Genomic DNA, 21,771 nt, shown 5'->3' on the forward strand with positions numbered 1-21,771 from the left:
CACTGAGGAAGCCACCACCGCACCGCCGGCCCTGGGAATCACCGGTATCCGACCCTCACCGTGAGTGGACGGTACTGAGCGCGCTACGACGGCCCAACCCCTACGGGACCCCTCATTCAGCCCCCGCGCGGCACCCTCCGGCGGGCGGATATCCGCAGGATGCGGCCGGTGGGACGGCCTCCGCTGACCCGTCCGGCGGCGATCAACGGCGGGACCGGGCGGGGGCCGGGAGGATCTGGCGGGGCCGTCCCGGCGGGGTGGCCCGGCGACGCCACTCGCGCGGGTAGCCGACCGACACCTCCTCGAACCGGACACCGTCGTACCAGGTGGTGCGGGGAATGTGCAGGTGGCCGTAGACGGCGACGCGGGTGTCGTAGCGCAGGTGCCAGTCGGCGGTCAGGTCGGTGCCGCACCACTGGGCGAACTCCGGGTAGCGCAGGATCCGGGTCGGCTCGCGGACCAGCGGGTAGTGGTTGACCAGCACGGTGGGCAACCCGCCGCGTTCGGCGTCGAGCCGCCGCTCGGTGTGGATCACCCGCGCCCGGCACCAGGCGTCCCGGCTCGGATACGGGTCGGGGTGCAGCAGGATCTCGTCGGTGCAGACCACGCCGGTCTCGTGCGCCCGCGCCAACGCCTGCTCCCGGGTGTACGTCCCCGGGGGCCGCCACGTGTAGTCGTACCCGACGAAGAGCGGGGCGATCAGGACCGGGTCCCCGTCGGGGTCCCACACCGGGTACGGATCCTCCGGCGTGACCACGCCGAGGCGGCGGCACAGCGCGACGAGGTGCCGGTAGCGTTCCTCGCCGCGCAACTGGACGGCGTCGTCGCGGGGCGTCCACAGCTCGTGGTTGCCCGGTGCCCAGATCACCCTGGCGAACCGGTCGCGGAGCAGGCCGAGCGCCCACTCGACGTCGTTGGCGAACTCGCCGACGTCACCGGCGACGATCAGCCAGTCGTCGTCGTGGTCGGGGCGCAGGGCCTCGACGATGGCGCGGTTCTCCGCGTACACGACGTGCAGGTCGCTGATCGCGAGGAGTCGGCCGCCCTGGGAGCCGGTCACCGGGCACCTCCCGTGTCTGCGGGCACCCGCCCGCACCCCGCCTCCGCCCGTCCCGCGCCGGCACGGGACGACACCCTGTCGGGCTCCGACCCTACGGAGACCGGCAGGAGCCGCCACACCCCTAGATGCACCACCGGACCCCTAGCCCCGCTCCCTCCCCGAGTGGGACGGGTGGGTCAGGACTTGCCGAACTCTCGTTGGATGATGGCGAAGATGTCGTCCTCGGTGGCGGTGGAGAGGTCGTCGGACACCTCCTCGGTGGGGGTGGGCGACGCGGGGACGGGCGACACAGAGGTGGGCGACGCGGGGGTGGGCGACGACGGGGTGGTGTCGCCCCGCCAGCGGGCCAGCAGGTCCTCCAGGCGGCGGGTGATCTCCGCGTCGTCGCGGCGCTCCCCGGGCACGGTTCGCAGCAGCTCGTCGAGCCGTTCGATCTCGGCGACGACCGGGGTGGCCGCCCCGTGCGGCACCAGCTCGGCGCGCAGGTGCTCGGCGAGCGCGGCCGGCGTCGGATGGTCGAAGACGAGGGTGCTGGGCAGGGCGAGTCCGGTCTCGGCGGTGAGCCGGTTGCGCAGCTCCACGGCGGTCAGCGAGTCGAAGCCGAGGTCCAGGAAGCCCCGGGCGGCCCGGATCGCCGCCGGGCTGCGGTGCCCCAGCACCGCGGCGGCGGTGCCGCGTACCAGGTCGAGCAGGATGCGGTCCCGCTCGGTGTCACCGGCGGCGGCCAGCCGGTCCCGCAGCCGCTGCGGGGCACCGGAGTCCGACGGCGGCGGCGTCTCCGGGCGGCCGGCTGCGCCCGCCTCGGGGATGCCGCCGAGCAGCGGGCTGGGCCGCAGGGCGGTGAACGAGGCGGCGAACCGGTCCCAGGCGACGTCGGCGACGACGACGCTCGTGTCGTCCCGGTCGAGAGCCGCCTGCAACGCGGTGACCGCCAGCTCCGGGTCCATCGCCGGCAGCCCCCGGCGGCCGAGCTGTTCCTGCTGCTCGCCGTGCGCCATCCCCGCGCCGGCCCACGGGCCCCACGCCACCGCGGTCCCGGTGGCACCCTGGGCGCGCCGCCGGGCCACCAACCCGTCGAGATACGCGTTGGCCGCCGCGTAGCCGGCCTGCCCAGCCGAACCCCACACCCCGGCGATCGACGAGAACACCACGAACGCGTCCAACTCCGGCAGCAACGCGTCGAGGTGCGCCGCCCCGTCGACCTTGCCGCGCAGGACGTGGGTCAGCTCGTCGGCGGTCAGCTCGCCCAACGGGGTGGAGTGCGCCGCCCCCGCCGCGTGCACGACGGCGCGCACGGGGTCACCGGCATCCGCGAGGCCGTCGAGGAGCGCCGCCAGCGCGGCGACGTCCGCCACGTCGCAGGCGGCAACCGTCACCCGCGCCCCGGTCGCCCGCAGCCGCTCCGCCAGCTCGACGGCACCCGGAGCCCGCTCACCGCGCCGGCTCGTCAGCACCACGTGACCGGCCCCGGCACCCACCGCCCACTCGGCCACCCGCGAGCCCAACGCCCCCGTGCCGCCGGTGACCAGCACCGTCCCCGCCAACCGGAACTCCCGCCGCACCGGGTCACCACCGGCCCGCGTCAGCCGCCGGACGAACACCCCCGACGACCGCACCGCCACCTGATCCTCGACCCCCGCCGCAAACACCCCGCACATCCGTCGGACCGCGCGGGCGTCCGCCGTCTCGGGCAGGTCCACCAGACCACCCCACCGACGCGGCTCCTCCAACGCCGCCACCCGGCCCAGGCCCCAGACGGCAGCGGCGACCGGGTCGACGCGCCCGTCCGACGCGCCCACGGACACCGCGCCCCGGGTCAGCCACCACACCCGGCCGCCCAGGTCGGCGGCGGCCAGCGCCTGCACCGCCCCCAGCGCCTCGCCCACGCCGACGCCGGCCAGCGACAGCAGCGACACCACACCGGCGACCTCGCCGACATCGCGGAGCGACTTCGCCACCAGTTCGCGGTCGTCCGCCGGGCCGTCGAGCGTCAGCGTCCGGACCTTCGCCCCGGCCGCGGCGAGCCCGTCCGTCACGGCTGCGAGCACCGGGGCGCCGACCCCGTCGTACGGCACCAGCACCAGCCAGGTGCCGGTCAGCCTCCCCGGCGTCTCGGGGAGGGCCTGCCACTCGATGCGGTAGCGCCACGAGTCGACGGTGGACTGCTGCTGACCCGCCCGCCGCCACCGGGCGAGCTTCGGCAGCAGGTCACGCAGCGACTGCTCCGCCGCCAACTCCGCACCGAGGCCGGTCAGGTCCTCCCGCTCCACCGCCGCCCAGAACCGCTCGTCGGTCGCCGAGCCCCCGGTGGTGGTCACGGCGGCGGCCGGCGGCGCGTCGTGCAGCCAGTAGCGCTGGTGGTGGAAGGCGTAGGTGGGCAGGTCCACGGTGCGGGGCCGCCCACCGGTGTGGGTGAACCACGCCGCCCAGTCCACGGGCGTGCCGGTGACGTGCAGCCGGGCCAGGGCGGTGACCAGCGCCATCGTGTCGGGCTGGTCGCGACGCAGCGCCGTGATCAGGTGCACCGGCCGCTCCGCCGGGGTGTCGGCGGCCATCGCCGTCAACGTCGCATCCGGCCCCACCTCCACGAACGAGGCGACCCCCAAGCCGTGCAGGGTCGCCACGGCATCGCCGAACCGGACCGCCTCCCGCACATGCCGCACCCAGTACCCGGGGTCGGTGATCTCCCCCGCCTCAACAAGCTTCCCGGTCAGGTTCGACACGACCGGCAACCTCGGCGTCTGCCAAGCCAAACCATCGAGCACCACGCGGAACCCGGCCAGCATCGGCTCCATCAACCGCGAATGGAACGCATGACTCACCGACAGCCGCTTCACCCGCCAACCCCGCTCGGCACACCGCTGGGCGATCACATCCAGCTCGGCCGTCGACCCCGACAACACCACCGACCGAGGCCCATTCACCGCCGCCACATCCACACCGCCACCCGCCAGCGCCCGCACCTCAGCCTCAGACGCACCCACCGCCAACATCCCGCCACCAGCAGGCAACCCCTGCATCAACGAACCCCGCGCCGCCACCAACGCGCACGCATCCTCCAACGACAACACACCCGCCACATGCGCAGCGGTGACCTCACCGATCGAATGACCCACCAGATAGTCACCGGTCACCCCGAACGAGGCCAGCAACTCGTACAGCGCCACCTCCACCGCGAACAGACCCGCCTGCGTATACGCCGTCTCATCCAACAACCCCGCCAGATCCGAACCCGGCTCCGCGAACACCACCTCCCGCAACGGACGGCCGAGATGGTCGGCGAACAGGGCACACACCCGATCGAACGCCTCCGCATACACCGGGAACCCGTCATACAACTCCCGACCCATCCCCAACCGCTGCGCACCCTGACCCGCAAACAACAACGCCCGACGACCCGACACCACCTCGCCGGTCACCACACCTGGCGCTGCCACACCGGTGGCCAGCGACTCCAGGCCGGACAGGAGGTCGTCACCCGTCGTGCCGAGGATGACGGCGCGGTGTTCCAGGGTGGCGCGGGCGGTCGCCAGCGACCAGGCGACGTCCGTCGCCGTCGGCCCCGCGTCGGGGCCCAGGTGCTCGGTGAGCCGGGTGGCCTGCGCGGCCAGGGCCTCCGGCGTGCGCGCCGACACCAGCCAGGGCACCACGGGCAGGTCGACGTGCCCGGAGGGCTCGGCCTCGACGGGTTCCGCCTGTTCAAGGATCACGTGGGCGTTGGTCCCGGAGATGCCGAACGAGGAGACGGCGGCCCGACGTGGCCGGTCCACCGCCGGCCACTCGCGGCGCTCGGTGACCAGGCTGACCGCGCCCGACGCCCAGTCCACCTTCGTGGAGGGCGCTTCCACATGCAGGGTCGCCGGCACCACGCCGTGCCGCAGCGCCTGCACCACCTTGATCACACCGGCGACACCCGCCGCCGCCTGGGTGTGGCCGATGTTCGACTTGACCGAGCCGAGCAGCAGCGGCGCGGCGTCGCCCCGCCCCTGCCCGTAGGTGGCCAGCAGCGCCTGCGCCTCGATCGGGTCACCGAGCGTGGTGCCCGTGCCATGCGCCTCCACCACGTCCACGTCCGCCGGCGACAACCGGGCGTTGGCGAGGGCCTGCCGGATCACCCGCTGCTGCGACGGACCATTCGGCGCGGTCAACCCGTTCGACGCACCGTCCTGGTTCACCGCGCTGCCGCGCACCACCGCGAGGACACGGTGACCGTTACGCCGGGCGTCGGACAGCCGCTCGACGAGGAGCACCCCGACACCCTCGCCCCACCCCGTCCCGTCCGCCGACTCCGCGAACGACCGGCACCGCCCGTCGGGGGAGAGGCCGCCCTGCTTCGCGAACTCGACGAAGGTCGCCGGCGACGCCATGACCGTCACGCCGCCCGCGAGGGCCAGGTCGCACTCGCCCGAGCGCAGCGACTGCGCCGCCAGGTGCAACGCCACCAGCGACGACGAGCAGGCCGTGTCCACGGTGACCGCCGGCCCCTCGAACCCGAACGAGTACGCCACCCGCCCCGACAGCACGCTGGTCGCGTTGCCGGTGAGCAGGTGACCGCCGACCTCCTGGTCCCGGCCCATGGCCGTGGACGCGTACCCCTGGAAGCTGGCGCCCGCGAAGACGCCGACCCGCTCCCCCTTCAGGCGGGACGGGTCCAGTCCCGCCGACTCGACCGCCTCCCAGGACACCTCCAGCAGCAGCCGCTGCTGCGGGTCCATGGCGAGGGCCTCGCGGGGGGAGATGCCGAAGAACCCGGCGTCGAACGCCCCCGCGTCGTAGACGAAGCCGCCCTGACGGGGGAACGAGGTGTCGGACAGCCGGCCGTCGAGGAAGCTGTCCCAGCCCCGGTCGAGGGGGAAGTCGGAGATGCCGTCGCGGCCGGCGGCGACCATGTCCCACAGCTCGTCGGCGGTGTCGACTCCGCCGGGCAGGCGGCAGGCCATGCCGACGATCACGATGGGGTCGTCGTCGACGGCCGTGACCCGCTCCCGCTCGGCCGCCCCGGCCGGAATGCCCGTCAGCTCGGCGGCGAGGTGGGCGACGAGCGCCAGCGGCGTCGGGTGGTCGAAGACGAGGGTGCTGGGCAGGGCGAGGCCGGTCTCGGCGGTGAGCCGGTTGCGCAGCTCCACGGCGGTCAGCGAGTCGAAACCCTGCCGCTGGAACGCCCGGTCGGCGGGGACGGCGTCCGGCGTCGCGTGCCCGAGCACCGCGGCCACCTGGGCGCGTACGAGGTCGAGCAGGTGGGCGTCCCGTTCGGCGGGTGTCAGGGCGGCGAGCCGACGGCCGAGCTGGGCCTGTTCCTCGCCCGCGTCGGCGGTGTCGGGCGACGCGGATCGCGCCTCGGGGATCTCGTCCAGCAGCGGGCTGGGCCGCAGGGCGGTGAACGAGGCGGCGAACCGGTCCCAGGCGACGTCGGCGACGACGACGCTCGTGTCGTCCCGGTCGAGAGCCGCCTGCAACGCGGTGACCGCCAGCTCCGGGTCCATCGCCGGCAGCCCCCGGCGGGCCAGTTGTTCCTGTGCCTCGCCCTGGACGGCCATGCCGGCACCCGCCCACGGGCCCCACGCCACGGCCGTGGCGGCGGCGCCCCGGGCCCGTCGGCGCGCGACGAGGGCGTCGACGTAGGCGTTGGCCGCCGCGTAGCCGGCCTGCCCGGCCGAACCCCACACCCCGGCGATCGACGAGAACACCACGAACGCGTCCAGCTCCGGCAGCAACGCGTCGAGGTGCGCCGCCCCGTCGACCTTGGCGCGGAGCACGTCGCGCAGCTCGTCCGGCGTGACGTCGCCCAGCGGCGTGAACTGGGGCGCTCCGGCGGCGTGCACGACGGCGCGGACGGGGTCACCCGCGTCGGCGAGGCCGTCGAGCAGCGCCCTGAGCGCCGACCGGTCCGCCACGTCACAGGCGGCAACCGTCACCCGCGCCCCGGACGCCCGCAACCGCTCCGCCAACTCCCCCGCCCCCGCAGCCCGCTCACCACGCCGACTCACCAACACCACGTGCTCGGCACCCGCCCCGACCGCCCACCCGGCGACCCGAGCGCCCAACGCCCCCGTGCCACCCGTGACCAACACCGTCCCCGACAACCGGAACTCCCGCCGCACCAGGTCACCACCCGCCCGCGCCAACCGCCGCACGAACACCCCCGACGACCGCACCGCCACCTGATCCTCGACACCCGCCGCCAACACCTGACACACCCGACGAACCACCCGCGCGTCCACCACGCCCGGCAGATCCACCAGACCACCCCACCGACGCGGCTCCTCCAACGCCGCCACCCGGCCCACGCCCCACACCGCCGCAGCGACCGGGTCGACCGGCGCGTCGGACCTGCCCACCGACACCGCGCCGCGGGTCACCCACCACACCCGGCCGCCCACGCCGCAGTCTTTCAGCGCCTGGATCACGGCGAGGCTCTCGGCCACGCCCGCTTCCCCGTCCGCTTCCCCGGGCAGCGACAGCAGCGACAGGACCCCGGCGACCTCACCCGAGCGGGGCAGCGCGGCCCGCAGCCGCCCGGCCGCGTCGTCCCGGCTCGTCCCCGCCGGGTCGAGGCCGACCGTCAGAACCTCCGCGCCCTGCTCGGCCAGGCCCTCGGCGAGGGGGTGGTCGGCCTGCGCCGGTGGCACCAGGACCAGCCACGTCCCGGTCAACCCCGCCGACGGTACGGTCGGAGCGGGCCGCCACTCGACGCGGTAGCGCCACGAGTCGACGGTGGACTGCTGCTGACCCGCCCGCCGCCAGCGGGCGAGCTTCGGCAGCAGGTCGCTCAGCGACTGCTCCGCCTCCAGTTCCGCACCGAGGCCGGTCAGATCCTCCCGCTCCACCGCCGCCCAGAACCGCTCGTCGACGTCGTCGCTCGCTCGCGGGGTGCCGCCGGCAGCCGACGCGGGCTCGGGCCAGTACCACCTGCGGTGGAAGGCGTAGCTGGGCAGGTCCACGGTGCGGGGCCGGCCGCCGGTGTGGGTGAACCAGACCGCCCAGTCCACGGGCGTGCCGGTGACGTGCAGCCGGGCCAGGGCGGTGACCAGGGCCGTCGTCTCCGGCTGGTCGCGGCGCAGCGCCGTGATCAGGTGCACCGCACGCTCCGCCGCCACGTCGGCGGCCAGCGCCGTCAACGTCGCGTCCGGCCCCACCTCCACGAACGTGGTCACCCCCAGCCCGTGCAGGGTCGCCACGGCATCACCGAACCGGACCGCCTCCCGCACATGCCGCACCCAGTACCCGGGGTCGGTGATCTCCCCCGCCTCGACAAGCTTCCCGGTCAGGTTCGACACGATCGGCAACCTCGGGACCCGCCACTCCAGGGCCGCGAGGGCCGTGCGGAACTCCGCGAGCATCGGCTCCATCAACCGCGAATGGAACGCGTGACTCACCGACAGCCGCTTCACCCGCCAACCCCGCCCGACGCACTCCCCCGCGACCCGGTCCAACTCAGCAACCGGGCCCGACAACACCACCGACTGCGGACCGTTCACCGCCGCCACGTCCACACCGTCACCGGCAAGCGCCCGCACCTCAGCCTCAGCCGCACCCACCGCCAACATCCCGCCACCAGACGGCAACCCCTGCATCAACGAACCCCGCGCCACCACCAACTCGCACGCATCCTCCAACGACAACACACCCGCCACATGCGCAGCCGTCACCTCACCGATCGAATGACCCACCAGATAGTCAGCCGTCACCCCGAACGAGGCCAGCAACTCGTACAGCGCCACCTCCACCGCGAACAGACCCGCCTGCGTATAAGCCGTCTCATCCAACAACCCCGCCAGATCCGAACCCAGCTCCGCAAACACCACCTCCCGCAACGGACGGCCGAGGCGACCCGCGAACAGGGCACACACCCGGTCGAACGCCTCCGCATACACCGGGAACCGGTCATACAGTTCACGACCCATCCCCGACCGCTGCGCACCCTGACCCGCGAACAACAACGCCCGACGACCCGACACCACCTCACCGACCAGCACCCCCGGGGCAGCCGCACCCGACGCCAGCGACTCCAGGCCGGACAGCCGGTCGTCACCCGCCGCGCCCAGCACGACCGCCCGGTGCTCCAACGCCGCCCGCGACGTGGCGAGGGACCAACCCACGTCGACCGGCGACCACCCGGAACGCTCCCGGAGGAAGTCCGCCAGGCGCGCCGCCTGCCCGGCGAGGGCGTCGGCCGAACGCGCCGACACCAACCACGGCACCACCGGCAACTCCACCGGCCCGGACGACCCGACCCCGGCCTCCACGGCCTCCACCGGCTCCGCCTGCTCCACGATCACGTGCGCGTTCGTCCCGGAGATCCCGAACGACGACACCGCCGCCCGACGCGGCCGGTCCACCACCGGCCACGGGATCGACTCCGTCACCAACTCGACCGCGCCCGACGCCCAGTCCACCTTCGTGGAAGGCTCGTCCACGTGCAGGGTCGCCGGCACCAGGCCATGTCGCAGGGCGAGGACCATCTTGATGATCCCGGCGACGCCCGCCGCCGCCTGGGTGTGGCCCAGGTTCGACTTCACCGAGCCCAGCAGCAGCGGCGTGTCCCGCCCCTGCCCGTAGGTGGCCAGGAGTGCCTGCGCCTCGATCGGGTCGCCCAGCGTCGTGCCGGTGCCGTGCGCCTCCACCACGTCCACGTCCGCCGGCGACAACCGCGCGTTGGCGAGGGCCTGCCGGATCACCCGCTGCTGCGACGGACCATTCGGCGCGGTCAACCCGTTCGACGCACCGTCCTGGTTCACCGCGCTGCCCCGCACCACCGCCAGGACCCGACGGCCGTCCCGGCGGGCGTCCGACAGGCGCTGCACCAGCAGCACCCCGACGCCCTCGCCCCACCCCGTCCCGTCCGCCGACTCCGCGAACGACCGGCACCGCCCGTCGGCGGACAGCCCGCGCTGCCGGGAGAACTCGACGAACGCGCCGGGGGTGGCCATCACGGTCACGCCGCCGGCCAACGCGAGGTCACATTCGCCCGAACGCAGCGACTGCGCCGCCAGGTGCAACGCCACCAACGACGACGAGCACGCCGTGTCCACGGTGACCGCCGGCCCCTCGAACCCGAACGAGTACGCCACCCGCCCCGACAGCACGCTCGCGGAGGCACCGGTGGCACCGTAACCGGCGAGCTGTTCGCCGCCGTTGCGGATGAGGTTGTCGAAGTCCTGCCCGTTGGTGCCGGCGAAGACGCCGACGCGCCCGCCGCGCAGCGTGAGGGGGTCGATCCGGGCGTCCTCGATCGCCGCCCAGGACACCTCCAGCAGCAGCCGCTGCTGCGGGTCCATGGCGACGGCCTCACGCGGGGAGATGCCGAAGAACCCGGCGTCGAACGCCCCCGCGTCGGCGAGGAACGCCCCCTGCGTCACGTACGACGCCCCGGGGTGCCCGGGGTCGGGGTGGTGCAGCGCGGTCAGGTCCCAGTGCCGGTCGGTGGGGAAGTCCGACATGGCGTCGACGCCGTCGGCGAGCAGCCGCCAGAACTCCTCCGGCGAGCCGGCCCCGGCGGGGAAGCGGCAGCCCATGCCGACGATGACGATCGGGTCGTCGTCGACGGGTCGTACCGTCGGGGTCGTCGCGGACGGCGAGTGGCCGCCCAGCAGCTCGGCGCGGACGTGGGCCGCCAGGGCGGTCGGGTTGGGGTGGTCGAAGGCGAGCGTGGCGGGCAGGGTGAGCCCGGTGGCCGCGTCGAGGCGGTTGCGCAGCTCGACGGCGGTCAGCGAGGTGAAGCCGAGGTCCCGGAACGCGCGTTCGGCGGGCACCCGGTCGGCGCTGCCGTGGCCGAGCACCGCCGCCACCTCGGCGCGCACCAGGTCGCGGAGGGCGTCGAGCTGCTCGGCGTCGGTGAGCCCGGCGAGCCGGTCCCGCAGGGCGCCGCCGCCGGCGGCCCGGTCGGCGGTGGCGGCGTCGGTGACCTGCGGCGCGGTCAGCAGGCCCCGGATCAGCGGGTCGGGGCGGCGACCGGCGGCGCTGCCGGCGACCCGGTCCCAGTCGACGTCGGCGACGACGAGGTGGGTCTCGTCGTCCTCCAGCGCGGCGGTGAGCGCGCGGGCGGCCGTAGCGGGGTCCATCGCGCCGAAGCCGTTGCGGGCCATCCGACGTTCGAAGTCGCCGGCGCTGACGCCGCCGTCGGCCCACAGCCCCCAGGCGATGGACGTGGCGGGCAGCCCTCCGGCCCGGCGACGCCGGGCGAGCGCGTCGAGCCAGGCGTTGCCGGGAGCGTAGTTGGCCTGGCCGGGTCCGCCCATGGTGCCGGCGAGGGAGGAGAACAGCACGAACGCGGACAGCTCGTGGCCCCGGGTCAGTTCGTCGAGGTGGCGGGCCGCGTCGACCTTGGCGCGCAGGGCGGTCGCCATCCGGTCCACGGTGAGGGCGTCGACCACGGTGTCGTCGAGCGCCGCCGCCGTGTGCACGACGGCGGTGAGCGGCAGGTCGGCGGGGATCGCCGCGAGCAGGTCGCGCAGGGCGTCCCGGTCGGCGGCGTCGCAGGCCGCGACGGTGACGCGGGTGCCGAGGGTGGTCAGTTCCCCGGCGAGGGCGGCCGCGCCGGGGGCGTCGGGGCCACGGCGGCTGACCAGCAGCAGGTGCTCGGCTCCGGCCGCCGCGAGGGCGCGGGCGACGTGCCCGCCGAGCGCGCCGGTACCGCCGGTGACGAGCGTGGTGCCGCGCGGGGTCCAGGCGCGTGCGGGGGCGGCGGGCCGGCGGGCGCGGGTCAACCGCCGGGCGTACGCGCCGGTAGCGCGCACCGCGACCTGGTCCTCCGTGCGCTCGCCGCCGAGCAGCCGGCGCACCTGCCGGACGGCACGCGCGTCGGCGGTCGGGGGCAGGTCCACGAGTCCGCCCCAGCGTTGGGGGTGCTCGGCGCGCAGCACGCCGCCGAAGCCCCACAGGGCCGCCTGGTCGCAGTCGACGGGCTGGTCGCGGGGGTCGACGGAGACCGCGCCCCGGGTGGCGATCCAGAGCCGGGCGGGGAGGGCGGAGTCGCCGAGTGCCTGGGCGAGGGCGACGGTGTGGGCGAGGCCGGCGGGCACGGAGGCGGCGTCGGGGTGCGCGCCGGAGGTGAGGCCGAGCAGCGACAGGACGCTGCCGGGTCGTCCCTGGCCGTCGGCGTACGCGTCGGCGAGGTCGCTGGCGAGGCCGTTGCGGTCCCGGTCGGCGGCGACCCGCAGCACCCGTACGCCGGGCGCGGCGAGCGCGGTCGCCCACTGGTCGGCCGCCCCGTCGTCGGGCACCACGAGCAGGAGGTCGTCGTGTTCCCGCCGGGGGTGGTCGGGCAGGGGCTGCCAGGTGACGTGGTACCGCCACGGGTCGGCGCCAGGCCCGGCGGGGCCGTGGGGGCGGGTGCGGGCGTCGAGCCAGTAGCGCTGGTGGTGGAAGGCGTAGGTGGGCAGGTCCACGGTCCGGGGCCGCCCACCGGTGTGGGTGAACCACGCCGCCCAGTCCACGGGCGTGCCGGTGACGTGCAGCCGGGCCAAGGCGGTGACCAGCGCGGTCGTCTCCGGCTGGTCGCGACGCAGCGCCGCCACCAGATGCACCGCACGCTCCGCCGGGGTGTCGGCGGCCAGCGCCGTCAGCGTCGCGTCGGGCCCCACCTCCACGAACGACGTCACCCCCAACCCGTGCAGGGTGGTGACCGCGTCGCCGAACCGGACCGCCTCCCGCACGTGCCGCACCCAGTACCCGGGGTCGGTGATCTCCCCCGCCTCGACAAGCTTCCCGGTCAGGTTCGACACGACCGGCAACCTCGGCGGCTGCCAAGCCAACCCGTCGAGCACCGACCGGAACCCGGCCAGCATCGGCTCCATCAACCGCGAATGGAACGCATGACTCACCGACAGCCGCTTCACCCGCCAACCCCGCCCGACGCACTCCCCCGCGACCCGGTCCAACTCAGCAACCGGGCCCGACAACACCACCGACCGAGGACCGTTCACCGCCGCCACATCCACCCCGCCACCCGCCAGCGCCCGCACCTCAGCCTCAGCCGCACCCACCGCCAACATCCCGCCACCAGACGGCAACCCCTGCATCAACGAACCCCGCGCCACCACCAACGCGCACGCATCCTCCAACGACAACACACCCGCCACATGCGCAGCCGTCACCTCACCGATCGAATGACCCACCAGATAGTCACCGGTCACACCGAACGAGGCCAGCAACTCGTACAGCGCCACCTCCACCGCGAACAGACCCGCCTGCGTATAAGCCGTCTCATCCAACAACCCCGCCAGATCCGAACCCGGCTCCGCGAACACCACCTCCCGCAACGGACGATCCAGACGACCCACGAACAGGGCACACACCCGATCGAACGCCTCCGCATACACCGGGAACCCGTCATACAACTCCCGACCCATCCCCAACCGCTGCGCACCCTGACCCGCAAACAACAACGCCCGACGACCCGACACCACCTCACCGGCCAGCACCCCCGGGGCAGCCGCACCCGACGCCACCGTGTCGAGCCCGGACAACAGGTCGTCCCGGCCCGTCCCGAGAACGACCGCCCGGTGCTCCAACGCCGCCCGCGACGTGGCGAGGGACCAGCCCACCTCGACCGGCGAGAGTCCGGGGTTGTCCTGGACGTGCCCGGCCAGGCGGGACGCCTGCCCCGCCAGGGCCTCCGCCGAACGCGCCGACACCAACCACGGCACCACCGGCAACCCCACCGGCCCGGACCCCTCGGCCTCCACCGGCTCCGCCTGCTCCACGATCACGTGCGCGTTCGTCCCGGAGATCCCGAACGACGACACCGCCGCCCGACGCGGCCGGTCCACCACCGGCCACGGGATCGACTCCGTCACCAACTCGACCGCACCGGAGGACCAGTCCACCTTCGACGACGGCGCATCCACGTGCAGGGTCGCCGGCACCACACCGTGCCGCATCGCCTGGATCAGCTTGATCACACCGGCCACGCCCGCCGCCGCCTGCGTGTGACCCAGATTCGACTTGATCGATCCCAGCAGCAGCGGCGTCTCCCGCCCCTGCCCGTACGTCGCCAGGAGCGCCTGCGCCTCGATCGGGTCACCCAACGTCGTGCCCGTGCCGTGGCCCTCCACCACGTCCACGTCGGCCGGCGACAACCGCGCGTTGGCGAGGGCCTGCCGGATCACCCGCTGCTGCGACGGACCATTCGGCGCGGTCAACCCGTTCGACGCACCGTCCTGGTTCACCGCGCTGCCCCGCACCAGCGCGAGGACACGGTGGCCGAGCCGACGGGCGTCGGAGAGGCGTTCCACGACGAGCACGCCGACGCCCTCGGACCAGCCGGTGCCGTCGGCGCCCTCGGCGTACGACTTGCACCGCCCGTCGGGGGCCAGGCCGCGCTGCCGGCTGAAGTCGACGAACGTCTCCAGGGTGGTCATCACGGTCACGCCGCCGGCCAGCGCGAGGGTGCACTCGCCGGAGCGCAGCGACTGCACGGCGAGGTGCAGCGCGACGAGCGACGACGAGCAGGCGGTGTCGACGGTGAGGGCGGGCCCCTCGAACCCGAACGTGTAGGCGACCCGGCCGGAGAGCACGCTGCTGGCGGTGCCGCCGCCGATGAACGCGTCCAGGGGCTCGGGCACCTCGGCCAGCCCGGCGGCGTAGTTGTGGTACATCATGCCGGCGAACACGCCGACACGGCTGCCGCGCAGGGACAGCGGGTCGATCCGGGCGTCCTCGATCGCCTCCCAGGACGCCTCCAGCATGAGCCGCTGCTGCGGGTCCATGGCGAGGGCCTCGTACGGCGAGACCTTGAACAGCTCCGGGTCGAAGTCGCCGGCGTCGTGCAGGAACCCGCCCTCGCGGGCGTACGTGCTGCCCCGCCGCTGCCCGGTCGGGTCGTACGCGGCGTCGGTGTCCCAGCCCCGGTCGGTGGGGAAGCCGGTGACGCCGTCGGTGGCGGTGGCGACGAGTTCCCACAGCTGCTCGGGGGAGCGGACGCCGCCCGGGTAGCGGCAGCTCATCCCGACGATGGCGATGGGCTCGTGGTTCCTGGCGTCGGCGGCCTTGAGGCGTTCGCTGGTCTCGGCGAGGTCGGCGGTGACGCGCTTGAGGTACTCACGGAGCTTGGCTTCGTTCGCCATCGGGATTCACCTGTCGCGTTGGTCGGCAAGCGGGCGGTACGCCGGTCAGGAACGACCGAACGTGCTGTCGATGAAGTCGAAGAGTTCGTCGTCGCTGGCGTCGTCGATCACCTGGGCGACGCCGGCGGTGTCACCGGTGTCGCCGCCCCAGCGGGTGAGCAGCGCCCGGAGCCGGGCGGTGACGGCGGCGCGGGTCTCCTCGTCGGCGGTGAGTTCGGCGAGGTCGTCGGCCGGGGTCGCGGCGAACGCCGCCTCCAACCGGTCCAGTTCGTCGAGGATGGTCGGCGCGGACCGGCCGGGGCCGAGCTGTGCCACCAGGTGCCCGGTGAGCGCCTCCGGGGTGGGGTGGTCGAAGACGAGGGTCGCCGGCAGCGTCAGCCCGGTGCGGGCGGTGAGCCGGTTGCGCAGGTCCACGGCGGTCAGCGAGTCGAAGCCCAGTTCAGTGAAGGACTGGCCGGGGCCGACGGCGGCGGCCGTGGCGTACCCGAGGACCTCGGCGACCTGGCCGGTGACGAGTTCCTCCACGAGCCGCCGGCGGTCGGCGTCGGGGGCGGCGGCGATCCGGTCGCGGAAGCCGCCCGCCGGGGCGGCGGTCCCGGCGGCGCTGCGCCGCGCGCCGACGCCGGCCAGGCCACGCAGCGGCGCGGGCAGGTGGTCGACTGTGGTGAGGGCACGCAGCGCGGCGACGTCGAGGCGGACGGGCAGCAGTAGCGGCTGCCGGCTGCTGCGGCTGGCGTCGAAGAGGGCGAGCGCCTGGTCGGTGCCGAGGGGGGCGATGCCCTGGCGGGCCATCCGTTCCCGGCGGGCGGCCCCCAGGTCTCGGGTCATGCCGCTGGCGGCCTCCCACAGCCCCCAGGCCAGGGAGGTGGCGGCGAGGCCGGCGGCGCGCCGGTGCTGGGCGAGCCCGTCGAGGAACGCGTTGGCCGCCGCGTAGTTGCCCTGCCCGGGGCCGCCGAGGGGGCCGGCGATGGAGGAGAACAGCACGAACATCGGCAGGTCCAGGTGCCGGGTGAGGTCGTGCAGGTGCCAGGCGGCGTCGGCCTTGGGGCGCAGCGCGGCGGTGATCCGTTCGGGGGTGAGCGCGGTGACGGTCGCGTCGTCGAGGATCCCGGCGGCGTGCACGACGCCGGTGAGGGGATGTTCGGCGGCGACGGTGGCGAGCAGCGCGGCGACCTGGTCGCGGTCGGCGACGTCGCAGGCGACGAAGCGGGCGTGCGCGCCGAGGCGGGTGAGGTCGGCGAGGAGGTCGGCGGCCCCGGGGGCGTCGCCGCCGCGCCGGCCGGCGAGGAGCAGGTGCCGGACCTTGTGGGCGGTGACGAGGTGGCGGGCGAGGAGTCCACCGAGGGTGCCGGTGGCACCGGTGACGAGCACTGTGCCGTCGGGGAGGAGGTCGACGGCCCCCGTGGGGTCGGGTTCGGCGGGGGCGAGCCGGGGCGCGAGGAGCCGGCCGGCGCGGAGGGCGAGCTGGGGTTCGTCGCTGGCCAGGGCCCGGCCGAGCAGGTCGACCTCGCCGTCGGGGCGGCCGGTGTCGGGGTCGAGGTCGACCAGCACGAACCGGCCGGGGTGTTCCAGTTGCGCGGAGCGCACCAGGCCCCAGACGGCCGCGCCGGGCAGGTCGGTCACGTCGCCGGTGGCGTCGGCGGGGACCGCGCCGCGGGTGAGCACGACGAGCCGGCGGTCGGCGTGCCGGTCGTCGGCCAGCCAACCCTGGACTGCGGCGAGGGTGGCGGCGAGCCGGGCACGGGTGGCGTCGAGGGGGTCGCCGGGCGGGGTGTCGGCGGCGGGCAGCAGCACGAACCGGGGGTCGAGCCGGCCGGCGTCGACGGCGGCGGCGAGCGCGGGGAGCCCGCCGGGGGCCAGCGCGGGGGCGTCGAGCGCGACGATGCCGCTCGCCGGGCGGGGCGGCAGGGGCAGCGCGGTCCAGCGCAGGTCGAACAGGGGCAGGTCGGCGGGGCCGGTCGCGTCGAGCTGGTCGGCGGCGACGGGCCGGGAGACGAGCGAGCCGATCCGGGCGACGGGCGCGCCGGTGGCGTCGGCGAGGGCGAGGGCGACGGCCGAGCCGGCGCGGGTGACGCGTACCCGCAGGTGGGTCGCGCCGACGGCGGCGAGCGCGACGCCCGACCAGGCGAACGGGAGTCGGGCCCCGGCGGTCTCGTCGGCGGTGTCGGCGTCGGTGAGGCCGACGACGTGCAGCGCCGCGTCCAGCAGCGCGGGGTGCAGACCGAACCCGTCGGCGGTGACGCCGTCGGGCAGCGCGACCTCCGCGAACACGGCATCGGGGGTACGCCATGCGGCGCGCAGCCCCCGGAAGGTCGGCCCGTGGTCGACGCCGAGGCGGTGGAGCTGGGCGTAGATCGGTTCGACGGGCACGGTGGTGGCGTCGGCGGGCGGCCACTCGGTGAGCGCCTCGGGCGCGTCGCCGCCGCCGGGGGCGAGGACGCCGTCGGCGTGCCGGGTCCAGTCGCCGCGCGGATCGTCGGCGGGCCGGGAGTGGATGGCGACCTGGCGGCGGCCGTGTTCGTCGGGGGCGGCGAGGCTGAGCTGCACCGCGCGGGCGCCCTGCTCGGGCAGGACGAGCGGGGCGGCGAGGGTCAGTTCCTCCAGGGTGTCGCAGGCGGCCTGCGCCCCGGCGTGCAGGGCCAGCTCCACGAGCGCCGTGCCCGGCACGACGACGGAGCCCCACACGACGTGGTCGGCCAGCCAGGGCTGGGTACGCACCGACAGCCGGCCGCCGTACAGGCGGGTGTCGGCGTCGGCGGTGACGAGTTCGGCGGTGAGCAGGGGGTGCCCGGCGCTGCGGACCCCGAGGCCGGAGGCGTCGGCACCGGACGGGGCGGCGTCGAGCCAGTAGCGCTGGTGGTGGAAGGCGTAGGTGGGCAGGTCCACGGTGCGGGGCCGCCCACCGGTGTGGGTGAACCACGCCGCCCAGTCCACGGGCGTGCCGGTGACGTGCAGCCGGGCCAGGGCGGTGACCAGCGCCATCGTGTCGGGCTGGTCGCGGCGCAGTGCCGTGATCAGGTGCACCGGCCGCTCCGCCGGGGTGTCGGCCGCCAGCGCCGTCAACGTCGCATCCGGCCCCACCTCCACAAACGACGTCACCCCCAACCCTTGCAGGGTGGTGACCGCGTCGCCGAACCGCACCGCCTCCCGCACATGCCGCACCCAATACCCGGGGTCGGTGATCTCCCCCGCCTCAACAAGCTTCCCGGTCAGGTTCGACACGACCGGCAACCTCGGCGTCTGCCAAGCCAACCCATCGAGCACCACGCGGAACCCGGCCAGCATCGGCTCCATCAACCGCGAATGGAACGCATGACTCACCGACAGCCGCTTCACCCGCCAACCCCGCTCGGCACACCGCTGGGCGATCACATCCAGATCGGCCACAGATCCCGACAACACCACCGACCGAGGACCGTTCACCGCCGCCACATCCACACCGCCACCGGCAAGCGCCCGCACCTCAGCCTCAGCCGCACCCACCGCCAACATCCCGCCACCAGCAGGCAACCCCTGCATCAACGAACCCCGCGCCACCACCAACGCGCACGCATCCTCCAACGACAACACACCCGCCACATGCGCAGCCGTCACCTCACCGATCGAATGACCCACCAGATAGTCAGCCGTCACCCCGAACGAGGCCAGCAACTCGTACAGCGCCACCTCCACCGCGAACAGACCCGCCTGCGTATAAGCCGTCTCATCCAACAACCCCGCCAGATCCGAACCCAGCTCCGCGAACACCACCTCCCGCAACGGACGGCCGAGGCGACCCACGAACAGCGCACACACCCGGTCGAACGCCTCCGCATACACCGGGAACCGGTCATACAGTTCACGACCCATCCCCGACCGCTGCGCACCCTGACCCGCGAACAACAACGCCCGACGACCCGAGGTCACCTCACCGGTGAACACACCCGGGGCGGTCTCGCCAGCGGCCAGCGACTCCAGGCCGGACAGCAGGTCGGCGCGGTCGGTGCCGAGGAGCACCGCCCGGTGGTCGAGGGCCGCCCGCGACGTCGCCAGGGACCAACCCACGTCGACCGGCGAGAGTCCGGGGTTGTCCCGGACGTGCCCGGCCAGGCGGGACGCCTGCCCCGCCAGGGCCTCCGCCGAACGCGCCGACACCAACCACGGCACCACCGGCAACTCCACCGGCCCGGACGACCCGACCCCGGCCTCCCCGGCCTCCACCGGCTCCGCCTGCTCCACGATCACGTGCGCATTCGTCCCGGAGATCCCGAACGACGACACCGCCGCCCGACGCGGCCGGTCCACCACCGGCCACGGGATCGACTCCGTCACCAACTCGACCGCACCGGAGGACCAGTCCACCTTCGACGACGGCGCATCCACGTGCAGGGTGGCGGGGACGAGGCCATGCCGCATCGCCTGCACCATCTTGATCACACCGGCCACGCCGGCGGCGGCCTGGGGGTGGCCGAGGTTCGACTTGATCGATCCCAGCAGCAGCGGCGTGGCGCGGTCCTGGCCGTAGGTGGCGAGCAGCGCCTGCGCCTCGATCGGGTCGCCCAGCGTCGTGCCGGTACCGTGCGCCTCCACCACGTCCACGTCCGCCGGCGACAACCGCGCGTTGGCGAGGGCCTGCCGGATCACCCGCTGCTGCGACGGACCATTCGGCGCGGTCAACCCGTTCGACGCACCGTCCTGGTTGACGGCGGAGCCGCGCACCACCGCGAGGACGCGGTGGCCAAGCCGGCGGGCGTCGTCGAGGCGTTCCACGAGGAGGATGCCGACGCCCTCGGCGAGGGCGGTGCCGTCGGCGCCGTCGGCGAACGCCTTGCACCGGGCCGACATGGACAGGTTGCCCTGCCGGGTGAAGTCGACGAAGACGGCGGGGGTGGGCATCACGGTGACGCCGCCGGCCAGGGCCAGGTCGGATTCGCCGGAGCGCAGCGACTGCGCCGCGAGGTGCAGGGCGACGAGCGACGACGAGCAGGCGGTGTCGACGGTGACGGCCGGGCCCTCGAACCCGAGGGCGTACGCCACCCGGCCGGAGCTGATGCTGCCGGCGTTGCCGAGGCCGAGGTAGTCGACGACGCCGTCGGGCACGTCGGCGGCCCCGGCGGCGTAGTCGCCGTGGGTGAGGCCGGCGAACACGCCGACGCGGCCGCCGCGCAGCCCGGTCGGGTCGATGCCGGCGGACTCGAACGCCTCCCAGGACACCTCCAGCAGCAGCCGCTGCTGCGGGTCCATGGCGAGGGCCTCGCGGGGGGAGATGCCGAAGAACCGGGGGTCGAAGTCACCGGCGTCGTGGACGAAGCCGCCCTCGGCGACGCAGGAGGTGCCGGGGCGTTCCCGGGTCGGGTCGTGCAGGTCGGTGAGGTCCCAGCCCCGGTCGGCGGGGAAGGGGCCGACGGCGTCGCCGGAGGCCGCGACGAGGTCCCACAGCGCGTCGGGTGAGGTGATCCCGCCGGGGAAGCGGCACGCCATCCCGACGATGGCGATCGGCTGCCCGGCGGCGTCCTCGACGTCGCGCAGGCGTTGCCGGGTCCGCCGCAGGTCGGTGGTGACCCTCTTCAGATACTCCCGGAGCTTCTCTTCGGTGTCCATCAACCTGACCCATCGCGGTGGCCGGCGGAGACCTGACGCAGGCGACGGGACGAATGCGCGAATTCCTCAGGCCAGATCGGTTCTACGTCCTTTGCACAATGCGGCCGGCAGCCCCGGGTCCCCTCTGCCGGGGAAAGTTATGGCGTCGCGATGACCTGCGACAACCCCTAACCCGCGCGGCGGTCCGCTAGGGGTGGCCGCCCCCGGTGGATCCGATTAGCGTCCATTTGATCGCACCGGTGCCGGCGGATCCCGGCACCACCGCTGGAAGGACCGCGTGTACGCATGACCGACTCAGACAACGGCCTGTGGGTCCGCCGGTTCCACCCGGCGCCGGCCGGGGCGCGGCGGCTGGTGTGCCTGCCGCACGCCGGTGGGTCCGCGAGCTTCTACTTCCCCGTGTCGCGGGCGCTGTCGCCGGCCGTGGAGGTGCTCGCCATCCAGTATCCGGGGCGGCAGGACCGCCGCCAGGAGCCGTGCGTGGACAACCTGCCGGAGCTGGCCCGGCAGGTGTTCGGGGTGCTGCGGCCGTGGCTGGACCAGCCGTTGGCGATCTTCGGGCACAGCATGGGCGCGACGCTGGGCTTCGAGGTGGCGCGGCTGATCGAGGCGGAGACGGGCGCTCCGGCGGCGCACCTGTTCCCGTCCGGGCGGCGGGCCCCGTCGTGCCCCCGGCACGAGACGGTGCACCTGCTCGACGACGAGGGGCTGCTCGCCGACGTGCGCAAGCTCAGCGGCACGGACCTGGCGGTGCTCGGCGACGCGGAGCTGCTGCGGGCGGCGCTGCCGGCGATCCGCAACGACTACCGGGCGGCGGAGACGTACGAGTACACGCCGGGGCCGAAGCTGGGCTGCCCGGTGACGGTGTTCACGGGCGACGCCGACCCGAAGACGACGGTCGACGAGGCGCGGGCGTGGGAGCGGCACACCACGGGCGCGTTCGACCTTCAGGTGTTCCCGGGCGGGCACTTCTTCCTGGCGCAGCACCAGCCGGCGATCCTGCGGACGATCTCGGCGGCTCTGGCGCGTACGCCGGTGTCCTGACCGCGGTGGTTCGTGGCGCGG

4 protein-coding genes are annotated in these 21,771 nt (G+C 74.5%); 1 reads left to right on the forward strand and 3 read right to left on the reverse strand.

What is annotated here, in order from left to right:
- Positions 1–202: 202 nt before the first annotated feature.
- From HDA31_RS19480 to HDA31_RS19490, 3 genes are all read right to left on the reverse strand, one after another.
- Complete coding sequence (locus HDA31_RS19480) at positions 203–1,060, reverse strand: metallophosphoesterase family protein (protein ID WP_178064079.1); 858 nt, start codon at positions 1,058–1,060, stop codon at positions 203–205.
- Positions 1,061–1,236: 176 nt separating this feature from the next.
- Positions 1,237–15,132, reverse strand: coding sequence for a type I polyketide synthase (locus tag HDA31_RS19485; RefSeq protein WP_376701455.1), 13,896 nt, complete (start codon positions 15,130–15,132; stop codon positions 1,237–1,239).
- A 39-nt stretch (positions 15,133–15,171) separates the two neighbouring features.
- Complete coding sequence (locus tag HDA31_RS19490; protein ID WP_178064077.1) at positions 15,172–20,706, reverse strand: type I polyketide synthase; 5,535 nt, start codon at positions 20,704–20,706, stop codon at positions 15,172–15,174.
- Positions 20,707–20,991: 285 nt separating this feature from the next.
- Here HDA31_RS19490 and HDA31_RS19495 point away from each other — a divergent pair, with 285 nt between their 5' ends.
- Positions 20,992–21,750, forward strand: coding sequence for a thioesterase II family protein (locus HDA31_RS19495; protein WP_074478938.1), 759 nt, complete (start codon positions 20,992–20,994; stop codon positions 21,748–21,750).
- Positions 21,751–21,771: the final 21 nt, after the last annotated feature.

The sequence above is a fragment of the Micromonospora carbonacea genome, from assembly GCF_014205165.1.
GTDB classification, from domain to species: Bacteria; Actinomycetota; Actinomycetes; order Mycobacteriales; family Micromonosporaceae; genus Micromonospora; species Micromonospora carbonacea.